Source organism: Pseudoduganella sp. GCM10020061 (genome assembly GCF_042683405.1).
Classification (GTDB): Bacteria; Pseudomonadota; Gammaproteobacteria; order Burkholderiales; family Burkholderiaceae_D; genus Telluria.
Map to the genome: position 1 here is coordinate 726,067 of NZ_JBHUJS010000002.1, position 15,403 is coordinate 741,469.

Annotated in this window: 11 protein-coding genes and 1 tRNA gene; 6 read left to right on the forward strand and 6 right to left on the reverse strand. The window is 63.4% G+C overall.

Annotated elements, in window-relative coordinates; all coding sequences use genetic code 11:
- Window positions 1–100: 100 nt before the first annotated feature.
- The gene (locus ACFSQR_RS07110; protein WP_377728956.1) at window positions 101–805 is read left to right on the forward strand and encodes an SOS response-associated peptidase; all 705 of its coding nucleotides are present in this window, start codon (window positions 101–103) and stop codon (window positions 803–805) included.
- A gap of 72 nt (window positions 806–877) precedes the next feature.
- Here the strand turns inward: ACFSQR_RS07110 and ACFSQR_RS07115 are convergent, their stop codons facing one another.
- The 3 genes from ACFSQR_RS07115 to udk form a co-directional block, all read right to left on the reverse strand.
- The gene (locus ACFSQR_RS07115) at window positions 878–3,343 is read right to left on the reverse strand and encodes an ATP-binding protein (protein ID WP_377728957.1); all 2,466 of its coding nucleotides are present in this window, start codon (window positions 3,341–3,343) and stop codon (window positions 878–880) included.
- On the reverse strand, window positions 3,330–3,974 hold the full coding sequence (locus ACFSQR_RS07120; RefSeq protein ID WP_377728958.1) for an MEDS domain-containing protein: 645 nt from the start codon (window positions 3,972–3,974) through the stop codon (window positions 3,330–3,332). The genes ACFSQR_RS07115 and ACFSQR_RS07120 overlap by 14 nt, the downstream gene beginning before the upstream one ends.
- Window positions 3,975–4,344: 370 nt before the next feature.
- Complete coding sequence (udk, locus tag ACFSQR_RS07125) at window positions 4,345–4,983, reverse strand: uridine kinase (protein WP_377728959.1); 639 nt, start codon at window positions 4,981–4,983, stop codon at window positions 4,345–4,347.
- 223 nt (window positions 4,984–5,206) lie between these two features.
- Between udk and ACFSQR_RS07130 the strand changes: the two genes are divergently transcribed.
- The 3 genes from ACFSQR_RS07130 (at window position 5,207) to ACFSQR_RS07140 (ending at window position 7,390) form a co-directional block, all read left to right on the forward strand.
- A complete protein-coding gene (locus ACFSQR_RS07130) occupies window positions 5,207–5,908 on the forward strand; it encodes a pirin family protein (RefSeq protein WP_377728960.1) in 702 nt (233 codons plus the stop codon).
- Window positions 5,909–5,938: 30 nt separating this feature from the next.
- Window positions 5,939–6,349 (forward strand): DoxX family protein, encoded by a 411-nt coding sequence (locus ACFSQR_RS07135; RefSeq protein WP_377728961.1) that lies wholly within the window; start codon window positions 5,939–5,941, stop codon window positions 6,347–6,349.
- A gap of 90 nt (window positions 6,350–6,439) precedes the next feature.
- Window positions 6,440–7,390, forward strand: a complete 951-nt coding sequence (locus ACFSQR_RS07140) for a LysR family transcriptional regulator (RefSeq protein ID WP_377728962.1) — start codon at window positions 6,440–6,442, stop codon at window positions 7,388–7,390.
- A gap of 135 nt (window positions 7,391–7,525) precedes the next feature.
- Here ACFSQR_RS07140 and ACFSQR_RS07145 read toward each other — a convergent pair whose 3' ends face one another.
- From ACFSQR_RS07145 to acs, 3 genes are all read right to left on the reverse strand, one after another.
- On the reverse strand, window positions 7,526–10,306 hold the full coding sequence (locus tag ACFSQR_RS07145) for an ATP-binding protein (protein WP_377728963.1): 2,781 nt from the start codon (window positions 10,304–10,306) through the stop codon (window positions 7,526–7,528).
- A gap of 361 nt (window positions 10,307–10,667) precedes the next feature.
- Window positions 10,668–10,758 (reverse strand) — tRNA-Ser (locus ACFSQR_RS07150).
- 245 nt (window positions 10,759–11,003) lie between these two features.
- Window positions 11,004–12,995 carry an acetate--CoA ligase gene (gene acs / locus ACFSQR_RS07155; RefSeq protein WP_377728964.1) on the reverse strand — a complete coding sequence of 664 codons (1,992 nt, stop codon included), beginning with the start codon at window positions 12,993–12,995 and terminating at the stop codon, window positions 11,004–11,006.
- 205 nt (window positions 12,996–13,200) lie between these two features.
- Between acs and ACFSQR_RS07160 the strand changes: the two genes are divergently transcribed.
- Both ACFSQR_RS07160 and ACFSQR_RS07165 read left to right on the forward strand, forming a co-directional pair.
- Window positions 13,201–13,812 carry a TIGR00645 family protein gene (locus tag ACFSQR_RS07160; protein WP_377728965.1) on the forward strand — a complete coding sequence of 204 codons (612 nt, stop codon included), beginning with the start codon at window positions 13,201–13,203 and terminating at the stop codon, window positions 13,810–13,812.
- Window positions 13,813–13,831: 19 nt separating this feature from the next.
- Window positions 13,832–15,364 (forward strand): fumarate hydratase, encoded by a 1,533-nt coding sequence (locus ACFSQR_RS07165; protein ID WP_377728966.1) that lies wholly within the window; start codon window positions 13,832–13,834, stop codon window positions 15,362–15,364.
- Window positions 15,365–15,403 lie beyond the last annotated feature (39 nt).

Here is a 15,403-nt window from a genome sequence, read left to right on the forward strand (position 1 = left end):
AAAATACCAACGGTAGCAAAACTCGTTGTCGAACTGCTACATCCGCCCTCCGGCGCGGGCGGTGCTACGATACCCGCATGTCCCAAGCAACGGAAAAGCCATGTGCGTGAACTTTCGTCCTCCCAGCCCGGAACTGCTCGATACGGTGATGGGCGTGCTCATCGAGATGAACGATGTGTGGAAGTCGGAAACCTGGAAAGACTATGACGCGCCGATCGTCCGGCACGACGACGGCGGCCGCCGCATCGGCCAGCTCGCGTCCTACGGCATGGTCCCGCGCCGCCACATACCACCGCACGTGCGCGTGTGGGACACCATGAATGCGCGCGCGGAAACCATTGGCGAAAAGCGCTCGTTCGCCGGCGCGTGGCGCAGCGGCCAGGTATGCCTGGTGCCGATGACGGCGTTCTACGAACCGAACTACGAGAGCGGCAAACCGGTGCGCTGGGAGATTGGCATGCACGACGGCGCCTTGTTCGCGGTGGCGGGGCTGTGGAAGAACTGGAAAGAGCCGGACGGCAGCATCTCGACCGCCTTCACGCAGATCACCATCAATGCCGACGACCATCCGCTCATGAACCGCTTTCACAAGCCGGGGGACGAGAAACGCGCGCTGGTGATCGTGCCGCCCGAGGAATGGGATACCTGGCTGGGATGCCGCGACCCGGAACTTGCGCGCTCGTTCCTGCGCCATCATCCGCCCGAGCTGATGGCCGCGCGGGCAGCGCCGCTCCCGCCGCGCAAGAAGAAGGAGCCGGCTGTCGCCGAGACTCCCGCGACTGGCACGCTCTTTACCTTCGACTGACCACGTCCGGGACTTGCGCTTCGGCTTCGGCACGGGCGCATGGGCCCCAGCCTTCGCCGGGGCGCCTGCGGGTCAGTTCAGCATATTGAGGAAGTCGCTCAGCCGCGAAGGCTGTACCGGCTTGGTGAAGTGCATGTTGAAACCGGCGTCGCGCGCGCGCGCCAGGTCTTCCTTCGCGCCCCACCCCGAGACCGCCGCGATGACGCTGCGCTCCACGCCCGGCATCTGGCGCAGGCGCGTCGCCACCTCGTATCCGCTCATGTCCGGCATGCCGATATCGAGGAAGACCACGTCCGGCTCGAACTGCGCGGCAAGTTCGAGCGCTTGCTGTCCATTGTGCGCGATGCGCAGTTCGTGGCCGTACATCTCCAGCAGCGACGACAGTGTCGTCGCCGCGTCCACATTGTCGTCCGCCACCAGGATGCGGTACGCCCTCGGCGCCACGGCCAGCGCGCCGTCCGCGGCGCCGGCTCCCTGCACCAGCTCGGCATTCGTGAAGTCGATCGGCAGCCGGACGATGAAGGTGCTGCCCTTCCCTTCCCCTTTGCTGATGGCCTCGACCGTCCCGTCGTGCAGCGCGACCAGCTGGCGCACCAGCGACAATCCGATGCCCAGGCCGCCCTGCGAATGGCTCATGTTGCGGCCCACCTGGCTGAACATGTCGAACACGGATTCGAGCGACTCTTGCGGAATGCCGATGCCGTTGTCGGACACGGAAATCACGGCCTGGCTGCGGTCCTGCTCGACCGTGAGGCTGATGCTTCCGCCCGGCGGCGTGTACTTGGCCGCGTTGGTCAGCAGGTTGCCGACCACCTGCGCGATGCGGGTCGCATCCGCGTACACCGGCAGCGGCGCGCTGTGCAGCTTGAGCGTGAATTCGTGGTGGCCCTTGTCGATCAGCGGCAGGCTGGTCTCCACCGCGTTGGACACGATCGACTTGAGGTCGACCGCGTCCTTGCGGATGTCGACCTTGCCGTTTGTGACCCGTGCGATATCGAGCAGGTCGTTGATCAGGTGCGAAAACTGCTGGACCTGGCGCTCGATGATGCCCCGCACCTTGACGATGGTTTCGGGATGGTCGGCGCGGATGCGCATCATCTCCAGGCCGGTCAGGATCGGCGCCAGCGGGTTGCGCAGTTCATGCGCCAGCACGGCGAGGAACTCGCTCAGGTTCTTGTTGGACCTGGCCACTTCATCGAACAGCGCGCGCTGTTTCGCCTCCGCCTCGCGCAGTGCGGCTTCGGTACGCTTGAAGTCGTCGATGTTGGTGACGATCGACACCTGGCCCTTCGGCGCGCCTTCCGCGTCCTTCAGCGGGACGGCGGCGATCTGCGTCCATATCTCGACGCCATCGTCCCTCGTGTACACGGCCTCCATGCCAGGCACCACCCGTTCACCGCGCAGTGCACGCGCCCCGGGGAATTCGTACTTCTCGTAGAGACTGCCGTCGGCACGGTAGAAGCGCCAGCGGCGATAGCGCTCGTCGTCCATGGATGGCATGCGATTCGTCGGCAGGTACTGGTGCATTTCCCGGTTCGACAACTGCAGCTCGCCGGCCTGGTTCACGACACCGACGCCGACCGGCAACGCGTCGAACACCGCCGACAGCATCTCGCGCGTCTCGTCCAGGGCCTGCTCGGCGGCGCGCCGGTCCGTGATATCCAGGACGTTACCGACGAATCCGAGGAACTCGCCGCTCGGCAGGAAGCGGGGTCGGCCCGTGTCGATCACCCAGCGGTAGGTGCCATCCACGTGCAGGACGCGGTGCTCGAGTGCGAACTCCACCTTGCGCTCGTTCGCGTCCATGAACAGCTGCCTCGCCCAGTCGCGCTCCTGCGGATGGATCGCGTTGATCCAGCCGAAGTCGAGGCCCTCGGCCTTTTGCTGTCCCGTGAAGGCATACCAGCCGCGCGAAAGGAAGGAGCACCTGCCGTCCGGCTCCGTCACCCAGAGCATCGCGGGCGCCGCGTCCGCAAGGTCGAGGAAGCGCTGCTCGCTGATGGTCAATGCCTGCTCGGCCACGTGGCGCTGCAGGACGACAGTCGCCTGGTTGGCGGCCACGCCCAGCAGCAGGCGTTCGTTCTCGGTCGGGAAATCGGCGCGGGCGGAACCCACGAGGATGGCCCCGATGTCTGCGGTGATACCGAAGCGCACGACGGTCGCGTGCAGCTCCTCGCCGGAAGGCAGCGCAAAGGCAAGCGGTGCGTTCAAGCCGTACTGTGCCGGGCTGCCGGCCAGTGCCTCCCGCGCGGCCGCAAGCAGATGCGGTTCCGCTTCCGTGTCGCTGGTACGGATCGCCTCGAGCGTGCCGGCCTCGTCCGGGCCAGGCAAGCGGACATAGGCCAGGTCCAGGTCCAGCATTTTCATCAGGACGCTGCACAGGCTGTCGATCACACTGGTGGGCGGGAGCGTGCCCCAGATCGCAGGAAGGGTGGTGAGGGCGACGAGGTCGCGCGTGGTCTGACGGAGGCGCTCCGCCTCCGCGTTGGATGTCACAACTGCAGGCATGTCGGTCGGCGTCGCCTTAAGCGGCTTCACTGAGCGTGGCCGCGTGCCGGGCCTTGCGCGCTTGCAGTTCTTCGACCATCTGTTCGGATGGCACAAAGAACGGGTTCTCCTGCAGGATGCCGCCGATGATGACCATGGGGTGCGTGCGCAGGATGTCGATCACCACGTCCGCATCGAACTGGGACAGGTCGTAAGTGCACACCACCGGATCATGCTGCTCGGGCAGCGCCGCGTTCAGGCGCGCTTCGTATTCCACGATGTCGTCCACGCCCGGCCGGTCTTCCAATGCCCACGACATGCTGGCCACGTTGCGCGAGATCTTGCCGGGCTCGTTCTCGCGCGCCAGCATTTTCAGCAGGGTGTCGATCATGCGGAACTGGTCGAAGTGTCCGTCCACGAGGTAGGTTTCGCCCCAGGTCCGCACCTCCAGCTGGCCGCTCGATTCTGCTGCGGCGGTATCGATGCCGGCCTTTTCCATCAGTTCCAGGTGCGCGGCGCGGAAGGCCGGGTTCACGATGTGGAAGGCGCGGTCGCCGTTGTCGAAGCCCTCTTTAATGAAGGGCATCAGGACGTCGTACTCCTCTTCCTTGGAGTGGAAGAACGCGCAGGCGTGGCACGAGTGTGTGAGCTTGGCGCCGGCCAGGGTTACTGGCTTTTTCATAGTGGTCATCTGGTCCCTCTCTGGAGGCTGGTGGTAACCGGCCGGCTCCGTTCATATATGGAAAAATTAATTATAGACCGGCCACCCGCAGACCCCGGTTTTTGCAGGCAGCCCGGCAACAACTGTTGCTATCGCCATACGCCCTTGACATGCGCCCATTAGTCCGCTTTGGCGGAATCGGCCAAAACATGGCCGATTCCGCCAATTGCCGGGCTCAAGTTGGCGGAATCCGCCATAACTGGGCCGATTCCGCCAGAATGGCCGGCAAGCACGGTGATCGGAGAAATCCTGGTCGCAGGGAGTTTCGGTGACGGGCGACCGCGGCGCCATGCAGTCCCGGAGCACGGGACGATGGCCTCGACAGGTTTGGTTATGGCTTCAACTGACCGATCACGCTCGCCACTTTGGTCGTGATCACGTCCACCGCCGGGCCGTTGGCGCCGTGCGGGAGAATGACGTCGGCGTAGCGCTTGGTCGGCTCGATGAACTGCTTGTGCATGGGGCGCACGGTTTCCAGGTACTGATTGACGACGCTGTCGACCGTGCGGCCGCGTTCGGTGATATCGCGCTGCAGGCGGCGGATGAAACGGACGTCGGGCGCCGTATCCACGAAGATCTTCAACGACATCGCTTCACGCAGGTCGGGGTCGTACAGCGCGAACAAGCCTTCCACCACGATCACCGGCGCCGGCTTGACGTGGATCGTCTTGTTGGAGCGGTTGTCGATGGTGAAGTCGTACTCGGGCATGTCGATCGCCTCGCCGCGGCGCAGCGCTTGCACGTGCTGCACCAGCAAAGGCCAGTCGAATGCCTGGGGGTGATCGTAGTTGGTCTTGCGCCGAACCTCAGGGGTGAGATGGGACTGGTCTGCGTAATAGTCGTCCTGCATGACGACGGACACCAGCTCCGCGCCGAACGAGGCAAGCACTTGCTGGGTCACGGTGGACTTGCCGCTGCCGCTGCCGCCGGCCACGCCGATCACGAAGGGGAAAGAGGAATTCTGGATCATCCCGCCATGATACTGGAGCGTGACCGGATGGGACAGCCCGGACCATCTTCACAGCGAATGCGGGACTCAAAAATAGGCAATCATTCGATACATCAAGTGCCTGTTGCAGCGTGCTGCGCCACCCGCCGATCATTCATATTTTTTGAATGAAGTCGTCAAATGCGGTGACTCTCCGACAAGGCCACTGCGCGCACAATGGATCCCATCAACCAAGGAGATCCAGATGCTCACCATTCGAAAATCGCAAGAACGCGGCTACGCAGACCACGGCTGGCTCAAGAGCTACCACTCGTTCTCGTTCGCGAACTACTACGATCCTGCCCACATGGGCTGGGGCAACCTGCGTGTCATCAACGAAGACCGGATCGCCGCCGGCGCCGGGTTCGGCCAGCACGGCCACCGCGACATGGAAATCATCAGCTACGTGCTGGCAGGCGAACTGGCGCACCGTGACAGCATGGGCAACGTCAAAGGCATTCCGCCGGGCGACGTGCAGCGCATGAGCGCCGGTACGGGCGTGACGCACAGCGAGTTCAACCATGCGCAGGGAAAGGAAACGCACTTCCTGCAGATCTGGTTGCTGCCGGACGTGGCCGGCATTGCGCCAGGCTACGAGCAAAAGACGATTCCGCCGGCCGACAAGCGCGGCAAGCTGCGGCTCGTTGCTTCGCGCGACGGACGGGACGACTCGGTGCTGATCCACGCGGACGCGTCGATGTATTCGGGGCTGTTCGACGGTGCCGAGCAGGCCGAGCTGGCGATCGATCCGCGCCGCAAGGCTTACGTGCACCTGGTCCGCGGGGCACTGGCGGTGAACGGCCGCCAGATCGAAGCGGGCGACGCGGTACTGCTCGAAAACGAAAGCGGCATCACCCTGACCAACGGGCGCGATGCGGAAGTGCTCGTGTTCGACCTGGCCGCCTGACCTCATTCATTCATCTAGAAAGGAATCATCATGTCCAATCCACTTCAAACTCCACTTTCGCTCGCTGGACGCGTGCTCCTCGCCCTGCTCTTCATCCCTGCCGGGTTAAGCAAAATCGGCGGCTTTGAAGGTACTGTCGGGTACATCGCCTCGGTCGGCCTGCCATTGCCTGAGCTGGCAGCTGCGGCTGCCATCGTGGTCGAAGTCGTCGGCGGCGTCGCGCTGCTCGCAGGATACGGTACCCGTCTTGCGGCACTCGCGCTTGCGCTGTTCACGCTGGTTGCCTCGTTCTTCTTCCATGCCTACTGGGCGGTTCCGGTGGACCAGCAGATGGTGCAGGAGCTGATGTTCTTTAAGAACATCGCTGTGGTCGGCGGCTTGCTGACCCTGGCTGCAGCGGGCGCCGGCGGCTGGAGTATCGACGCGCGCCGCGCCGCCTGATCCATCGCCGGGCCGCAGCAATGCGGCCCGGCTTTGCCGCCGTGCCCGTTTGGTGGCATCATTCAAAAAAATTGATCTCAACAGGCGTTTATGCTCACCCCACGCGAAGTGTTGACCCCCGGCGCGCTCTCGATGCTGCAAGTGATTGCCGATACCGGCAGCTTTGCAGCGGCGGCGCGTTCGCTCAACATGGTGCCAAGCGCCCTCACTTACCGGGTGCGGCAAATGGAAGAGGCGCTGGACGTGCTGCTGTTTGACCGCAGCTCGCGGCAAGCGCAACTCACCGAAGCTGGCGCCGAACTGATCCGAGAAGCCGGCGGCCTGCTGGCTGAGATCGACGCCATCGCCAACCGGGTCCAGCGCGTCGCGACCGGCTGGGAAGCGCAGCTCACCATTGCCATCGACAGCATCATCGATTCCGTCACGGTGATGGAATTATGCGAGCGCTTCTTTGCGCTGAACCCGCCCACGCGGCTGAAGCTGCGTTCCGAGACTTTGGCAGGCACGCTGGAAGCGCTGGTGTCAGGCCAGGCAGACCTCGCGATCGGCGTGGTCATGGATAACAACACCAAGACCGGACTCCATCGTGAAGCACTTGGCGCCGTCGACTTCGTGTTTGCGGTGGCGCCGCATCATCCCCTGGCAAAGATGCCGGAACCGCTATCCGACCAGGTGATCCGCCAGCACCGCGCGGTCGCAATCGCGGACTCGATCCAGCACGGTGGCGCGTCCCTTTCCGTCGGCCTGCTGACGGGACAGGATGTGTTCACGGTCGCGACGATGGCCAGCAAAGTAGATGCGCAGGTACGCGGACTTGGTGCGGGGTTCCTGCCCGTCTGCCTCGCCGGCCCCTACATCAATACCGGACGACTCGTTGCCAAGCGCGTAGAGCGGACGGAACATCGCGTGCAATCCTGTTATGCGTGGCGAAAGAGCGGCAAGGCCGGGAATGGCCGCGCCTTGCAGTGGTGGCTCGATCAGTTGCAGGCCCCGGTTACGCGCTCGTCCCTGCTGGGTGGACGCCACCTCGCCTCAACCTAGCTTTCGACAGAGACATTACCGCGACTTGAGTTCGGAATGGACGGGTCTTGCAATGGTGGCTCGACAGTTATAGGCGCTGGTCACGGGTCATCCCTTCTTGGGGGACGCTATCTCGCCTCAACTTTACCGAATAGTTTATTTTGTTGGCGGGGATGCCTTAAGCAGTACCGCTTCGAGCGCCGGCGAAGACACCGGCTTGGTCAGGTGCGCATCGAATCCTGCCTTTTCCGAGCGCGCCCGGTCGGCTTCCGATCCCCATCCAGTGAGTGCCGCGATCGTCATCGACTGCATGCCCGGCAAGTCGCGCAGGCAGCGGGCCAGCTCATAGCCTGAAATGTCAGGCAGGCCGATGTCGAGGAATGCCACGCCAGGCCTGAACGTGGATGCGGCAACGATCGCCTCTCCGCCAGCATGTGCGACAAGGATTTCGTGGCCGTTCAGTTTCAGGAGCGCGGCGAGGCTGTAGGCCGCATCGACGTTATCGTCGACGATCAGGATCCGATGCGTGCCAACCGCGGAACGCGCTGCCACGTCCATCGGGCCGGGACTCTCGCGCAAGGAGGCGGTGCCGAGCGGCAGCCGGACCGTGAAGGTACAGCCCTTCCCTTCCCCTTCGCTGGCCGCGATAACCGATCCGCCGTGCAGCGTCACCAGCTGGCGCACCAGCGCCAAACCGATGCCAAGGCCGCCTTGCGACTGGCCCAGGCTACGCTCGACCTGGCTGAACATGTTGAATACGTTGTCGAGTGCTTCTTTTGGTATGCCGATGCCGTTGTCGGTCACCGTCACCACGGCATCGCTTCCCTCTTTTCCGATCACGACCGAAATTTTCCCGCCCTTCGGCGTGTACTTCGCTGCATTCGTCAGCAGGTTGCTGATGACCTGGCCGACACGTACCGCGTCCGCCTCCACGTGCAACGGTTCATCGTACACGCGCAGGTGCAGCTCGTGCCGCGCCGCCTCGACCGCGGGCAAGCTGGTCTCGACGGCGTTGGCGACGCTGTCGTTCAGGTCGATCACCGCTTTCTTGAGCTCGATTTTGCCGGTGGTGATGCGCGCGATGTCCAGCAGGTCGTCGATCAGGTGGATCATGTGGTTCGTCTGGCGCGCGATCATGTCGTGTATGTGCAGGACCGTTGCCGGACTGTCCGCCCGCATCCGGATGATTTCCAGGCCCGTGCGGATCGGCGCCAGCGGATTGCGCAGCTCATGTGCCAACACCGCCAGGAATTCGCTCTTGCGCCGGCTTTCCCGGTCCAGGTCCTCGGCCAAACGGCGGGTGTTTTCCTCGTCCTTCTTGCGAATCGTCGTATCCTTGAAGATCACGGCGACCTTGTTCTCTCCGGGCTCGCCGATCAGGAATACGTTGACGTCGAACCATTTGCCAAGCGGTGGAGTATAGCGTTCGAACTGTTCCGACCTGCCTGTGCGTACCACCCTGCCATATACGTCGAACCATTCAGGGGGAATATCCGGCAGCAGCGCCCGGACCGTCTTTCCAACCACGTCGGACATGCCGGTCTGGCGTTGGAATACCGGATTTGTCTCCAGGTATCGGCAGTCGGACACCACGCCTGCCGCATCGAACAGCACCTCGAGAATGCAGAAGCCGGATTCCATTTCGTTGAACAGCGCGCGGTACTTCTCGTCGGATGAAACCAGCGCGGCTTCGGTACGCTTGAGTGCATCGACATTCGTGATCACCACGACACATCCGGAAACGGCACCGTCGCCGTCGAGGATTGGTACAGCCGCGACCTGGGTCCAGACGTCGACACCGTCGGCCCGGGTGTACAACGCCTCCATGCCGGGAACGGTGCGCTCTCCCCGCAATGCGCGCATTGCCGGGCTGTCGTTGGGCTCCACCGGTCTTCCGTCCGGATACACCGCGTGCCATCGGCTCATGCAGGCAGAGTCCATCGCCGGAAGCTTACGCGTGGGGAAATAGCGCAGCATTTCCTGATTACCCAGCACGATGTCGCCAGCCTGGTCTGCCACCCCGACACCGACCGGAAGGCTCTCGAATATCGCCAGCAGCCGGGCTTCGCTTTCTTGCAGTGCCGACTGCGCGCGCGCCGCATCCACTGCCAGCCAGGTGCGTTCGGCGACGTCCCGCACCAGGGCGACGTCGGAGGCGTGCCAGGTGCGGGGTTCGGCGCTATGCACAGTCAGCACCGTTTCCAGCCTCCCGGCGCGCACCAGCGGCACAGCCAGGTTGGCGCGGACGCCAATGTGGGCGTAGTTGTGCGCCACCGGCGCCGTCAGCGGGTGCTGTTCGATATCGTGGACCACCATCGCCTCATCGCGCCGCAGCAGGTCGATAATGCCGGGCCCGAAGTCGTTGAGGATACGGGTTTCGCCAGCCAGGCTTGCTACGCCGGGCGCATTCCATCCGCGGCGAATGATGAAACGGCCGTTCGCATCGTCGACTTCCGCGTACAGCACGCGCGACACGCCCAGCTGGCGACCGAGCATCTCGCTGGCGGCGGTGACGATATCGTCCGGAGTCGACAGGGTGCGGAAGCGGTCGGCCAGGGCGAGCTCGAATGTGACGCGGCGTTCGTCGGCCACGCGCGTAGTGGTTTCGAAGCCGGCGTTGAACATGCCGAGCACCCTGCCGCTGCGATCCCTGACCGGCGAAAACGACAAAGTGAAGTAGCGCTGCTCCGGCACGCCATCCGGCGAGGTGGTGAACGGTACGTTTTCGAAATAGGCCGGGATGCCGGCCATTGCGTTTTCGATGATGGGGCCTGTTTCGGGCCAGAGTTCGGGCCATGTCTCGCGAAACGGTTGCCCCAGCGCGGCGGGATGGCGCCCGCCCAGCAGGTAGATGTAGGCGTCGTTGTACCAGTACGAGTGATCGGCGCCCCATAGCACGACCGCGGGATATTGAACCTGCAGTATCAGGTCCATCATCGTATGCAGTTCCGGCGCCCATTGGGCCGGCGGCCCGACGGAAGAGGAAGCCCAGTCGAAATTGCGGAGCAGCTGCCGTACCTGACCTTCGCCAGTGAAAAAATCGCTTTGCATTGAGATCGTTCGGCGCTGGCGGGTCCTGGTTGTAAATACGGACCAGGTGACCGGCCCCTGAAAAAGTTGGGATAGTACCAGTTTTCGCCGCCCGCATAGCGAGCGGCCGAATCGGGGGCTGCCCTGTTGACGTTATGTTTCGATACCGTCAAAAACCGATTTCGATCACCAGAAACGAAAAACCCGCGATCTCACAGGGAGTTTCGCGGGTTTATCAACATCCTTGGGACATCACACTACTTGTTCTTGGCGGAGAGAGGGGGATTCGAACCCCCGATAGGCTATGAACCTATACACGCTTTCCAGGCGTGCGACTTCAACCACTCATCCATCTCTCCTGCATCTTGCAGTCCCCACGCGGATACGGCTGGGCGGGGAGCCGCAGATTATAGCAAAGGATTTGGGGCTTACCAAGGGGTTTGATGTGGAGGGGCAAATTCTGGAGCCTCCGCCAGCGCAGTATGCGTCCCCGGGAAGGGGACGCCATCTGGCCGCTACCACCGTCGTTACCTCGGAGCGGGGCAAAGATCGGGGGACGGTACTGCCGCCTTGGCGCCTGCGGGGACAGTCCCCGTCCCTTTGCTTACGCGGTTTGCTTCAGCTGCTCGAGGATGGCGGGGTTTTCCAGCGTCGAGATGTCCTGGCTGATCTCTTCGCCTTTCGCCAGTACGCGCAGGAGGCGGCGCATGATCTTGCCCGAGCGCGTCTTCGGGAGGTTGTCGCCGAAGCGGATTTCCTTGGGCTTGGCGATCGGGCCGATCTCCTTGGCGACCCAGTTGCGCAGGTCGGCGGCGACCTTCTTGGCATCCTCGCCGGTCGGGCGCGCGCCCTTCAGGACGACGAAGGCGCAGATGGATTCGCCGGTGGTGTCGTCCGGCTTGCCGACAACTGCTGCCTCGGCCACCAGCGGATTCGCGACCAGTGCCGATTCGATTTCCATCGTACCCATGCGGTGGCCGGAGACGTTCAGGACATCATCGATGCGGCCGGTGATGGTGAAGTAGCCCGTCTCGCGGTTGCGCACGGCGCCGTCGCCGGCCAGGTACATGGTGCCGCCCAGTTCAGCCGGGAAGTAGCTGTTCTTGAAGCGCTCCGGGTTGTTCCAGATGGTGCGGATCATGGATGGCCATGGGCGCTTGACGACCAGGATGCCGCCCTGCCCGTTCGGTACGTCCTGGCCCGCTTCGTCGACGATGGCGGTCATGATGCCCGGCAGCGGCAGCGTGCACGAACCCGGCACCATCGGCGTGGCGCCCGGCAGCGGGGTGATCATGTGGCCGCCGGTCTCGGTCTGCCAGAAGGTGTCGACGATCGGCGCTTTTTCGCGGCCGACGTTCTTGTAGTACCACATCCATGCTTCCGGGTTGATCGGCTCGCCCACGGTGCCCAGCAGGCGCAGCGATGCGAGGCTGAAGTTCTTCGGATGCACCGACGGATCGACGTCGGACGCCTTGATCAGTGAGCGGATCGCGGTCGGCGCAGTGTAGAAGATGGTGACCTTGTGCTTGTCGATGGTCTGCCAGAAGCGGCCGGCATTCGGGTAGGTCGGCACGCCTTCGAACACGAGTTCGGTCGCGCCCACGGCCAGCGGACCATACACGATGTAGGCGTGGCCGGTGACCCAGCCGATGTCGGCGGTGCACCAGAACACGTCGTCGGGCTTGATGTCGAAGGTCCACTTCATGGTCAGCACGGACCACAGCAGGAAGCCGCCGGTCGAGTGCTGCACGCCTTTCGGGGTGCCGGTGGAGCCGGAGGTGTACAGGATGAACAGCGGATGCTCGGCATCAACCCATTCAGGTTCGCAGGTGTCCGACTGCTTGTCGGCCAGTTCGTGCAGCCACTGGTCGCGCCCTTCGGTCCAGGCGACGTTGCCGCCGGTGCGGCGGTAGACGATGACGTTCTTGATGGTCTCGCAGCCGCCCAGCGCCAGCGCTTCGTCCACGATGGATTTGAGGGGCAGCGATTTGCCGCCCCGCACCTGCTCGTCGGCCGTGATGACGGCGACCGCGCCGGCGTCGATGATGCGCTCCTGCAGCGATTTGGCGGAGAAGCCGCCAAACACCACGGAGTGCGTCGCGCCGATACGCGCGCAGGCCTGCATGGCGGCCACGCCTTCCACCGACATCGGCATGTAGATGATGACGCGGTCGCCCTTCTTGACGCCGCGCTCCTTCAGGCCGTTGGCGATGCGGCACACGCGCGACAGCAGCTCGCGGTAGCTGATGCGCACGTCCTTGCCGTCGTCGGACTCGAAGATCAGGGCGGTCTTGTCGCCCTTCCCTGCCAGCACGTGGCGGTCCAGGCAGTTGTAGGAGGCGTTCAGCTCGCCGTCGGCGAACCATTTGTAGAACGGGACGTTCGATTCGTCCAGCACCTGGGTGAACGGCTTGTGCCATTCGATGTGCTCGCGCGCCAGTCGGGCCCAGAAGCCTTCGTAGTCGGCTTCGGCCTCGGCGCACAGCTTGCGGTAGGCGTCCATGCCCGAGATCGTCGCGTTGCGCACAAACTCTTCAGGCGGGTTGAACACGCGGTTTTCGATCAATCCTTCTTGCTGCGTGGTGTCGGCGGCCATATCTCTGTCTCCGTTGTGTTCTCGTTGCGATAAAAGATTCGAATTATGACAACCATACTTCAGGTGGCTTACGAAGCGCTTACAGAGCAGGTCGCCCTTTCAGGAGGGATGATTCTACCAATGTTATCGGGTTGACAGGGGTCGGCGGCCGGGGCTGGTCGCGTGTAAAATGGTAGGGTTGATTAATCTCAAAACGGCTTCCTTCATGCACGATCCAGTAGACTCCCCGAAACTACGCCCCCTCCCCAACCTGATCTTCATGAGCCGCTGGCTCCAGCTGCCGCTGTACCTGGGCCTGATCCTGGCGCAGTGCGTGTACGTCTTCCATTTCTGGGTCGAGCTGGTGGACCTGGTCGGCGCAGCGATGGGCAACCAGGCGGCGCTGGAACATATCCTCAATGCGGTCACCGTCGATGGCGGCGTCCGCCCGACCAAGCTAAATGAAACCACCATCATGCTGGTGGTGCTGGGCCTGATCGATGTGGTGATGATCTCGAACCTGTTGATCATGGTGATCGTGGGCGGCTACGAGACCTTTGTCTCTCGCCTAGGCCTGGAAGGCCATCGCGACCAGCCGGAGTGGCTGTCGCACGTGAACGCCTCGGTCCTCAAGACCAAGCTGGCGATGGCGATCATCGGCATCTCGTCGATCCACCTGCTCAAGACCTTTATTAACGCGGCATCCTATCCGGAGATGGTCGTGTTCCAGCAGACCATGATCCACGTGGTGTTCCTGCTGTCGGCCATCGCGATTGCGTACACCGACCGCATCACCTCGCTCACGCAGGCACAGATCGCGCATCCTCCAAAACACTAAGTCCTTTCAAGAGAATCACATGACCGTCATTAAGCAAGACGACCTGATCGAATCGGTCGCAGCCGCACTGCAGTACATCAGCTACTACCACCCTGCCGACTACATCGAGCACCTGGCGCGCGCCTACGAGGCGGAGCAGAGCCCGGCGGCCAAGGATGCGATCGCGCAGATCCTGACCAACTCGCGCATGTGCGCCGAGGGCAAGCGCCCGATCTGCCAGGACACCGGCATGGTCAACGTGTTCCTCAAGATCGGCATGGGCGTGCGCTTCGAAGGCTTCAGCGGTACCGTGACCGATGCGGTCAACGAAGGCGTGCGCCGCGCGTACAACTTCGCAGACAACAAGCTGCGCGCGTCGATCGTGGCGGACCCGCACTTCGAGCGCAAGAACACCAAGGACAACACCCCGGCCGTGGTGCACATGGAGCTGGTGGAAGGCGACAAGCTGGACGTGTCGGTCGCGGCCAAGGGCGGCGGCTCGGAGAACAAGACCAAGTTCGTGATGCTCAACCCGTCCGACTCGCTGGTCGACTGGGTGCTCAAGACCGTGCCGCTGATGGGCGCCGGATGGTGCCCGCCAGGCATGCTGGGCATCGGCATCGGCGGCAGCGCCGAGAAGGCCATGCTGCTGGCGAAAGAGTCGCTGATGGAAGACATCGACATGTATGAGCTCAAGAAGCGCGGCCCGCAGAACAAGGTCGAAGAGCTGCGTATCGAGCTGTGCGACAAGATCAATGCGCTGGGCATCGGCGCGCAGGGCCTGGGCGGCCTGACCACGGTGCTGGACGTGAAGATCAACATGTACCCGACCCACGCCGCATCCAAGCCGGTCGCGATGATCCCGAACTGCGCCGCGACGCGCCACGCGCACTTCGTGCTGGATGGCTCCGGTCCGTCGTACATCGAGCCGCCTGCGCTGTCCTCCTGGCCGAACGTCAGCTGGGCCGCGGATACGGAGAAGTCCAAGCGGGTCGACCTGAATACGCTCACCAAAGAGGAAGTCGCGTCGTGGAAGCCGGGCCAGACCCTGCTTCTGAACGGCAAGATGCTGACCGGCCGCGACGCCGCGCACAAGCGCATCCAGGACATGCTGTCGAAAGGCGAGAAGCTGCCGGTCGACTTTACCAACCGCGTGATCTACTACGTCGGCCCGGTCGACCCGGTCGGCGAAGAAGCGGTCGGCCCGGCAGGTCCTACCACGGCAACGCGAATGGACAAGTTCACCGAGATGATGCTGGCGCAGACCGGCCTGATCTCGATGGTGGGCAAGGCCGAGCGCGGCCCGGCGGCGATCGAATCGATCAAGCAGCACCAGTCGGCCTACCTGATGGCGGTCGGCGGCGCAGCCTACCTGGTGTCGAAGGCGATCAAGACCGCGAAAGTGGTCGGCTTCGAAGACCTGGGCATGGAAGCGATCTACGAGTTCGACGTGGTCGACATGCCGGTGACGGTAGCCGTCGATTCGCAAGGCACTTCGGTCCACAACACCGGTCCGAAAGAGTGGCAAGTCAAGATCGAGTCGCTAAAAGCCACCGCCGCCACCGCCGCCTGATCCCTCCCCACCGTCATCCCAGCTTAGGCTGGAATCCAT

Bases quoted from the DNA above. Each gene is read 5' to 3' on its own strand.
- ACFSQR_RS07140 (WP_377728962.1), top strand. From the start codon at position 6,440: ATGCTCACCCCACGCGAAGTGTTGACCCCCGGCGCGCTCTCGATGCTG.
- ACFSQR_RS07135 (WP_377728961.1), top strand. From the start codon at position 5,939: ATGTCCAATCCACTTCAAACTCCACTTTCGCTCGCTGGACGCGTGCTC.
- ACFSQR_RS07110 (WP_377728956.1), top strand. From the start codon at position 101: ATGTGCGTGAACTTTCGTCCTCCCAGCCCGGAACTGCTCGATACGGTG.
- udk (WP_377728959.1), bottom strand. From the start codon at position 4,983: ATGATCCAGAATTCCTCTTTCCCCTTCGTGATCGGCGTGGCCGGCGGC.
- ACFSQR_RS07145 (WP_377728963.1), bottom strand. From the start codon at position 10,306: ATGATGGACCTGATACTGCAGGTTCAATATCCCGCGGTCGTGCTATGG.
- ACFSQR_RS07120 (WP_377728958.1), bottom strand. From the start codon at position 3,974: ATGAAAAAGCCAGTAACCCTGGCCGGCGCCAAGCTCACACACTCGTGC.
- ACFSQR_RS07130 (WP_377728960.1), top strand. From the start codon at position 5,207: ATGCTCACCATTCGAAAATCGCAAGAACGCGGCTACGCAGACCACGGC.
- ACFSQR_RS07160 (WP_377728965.1), top strand. From the start codon at position 13,201: ATGCACGATCCAGTAGACTCCCCGAAACTACGCCCCCTCCCCAACCTG.
- acs (WP_377728964.1), bottom strand. From the start codon at position 12,995: ATGGCCGCCGACACCACGCAGCAAGAAGGATTGATCGAAAACCGCGTG.
- ACFSQR_RS07165 (WP_377728966.1), top strand. From the start codon at position 13,832: ATGACCGTCATTAAGCAAGACGACCTGATCGAATCGGTCGCAGCCGCA.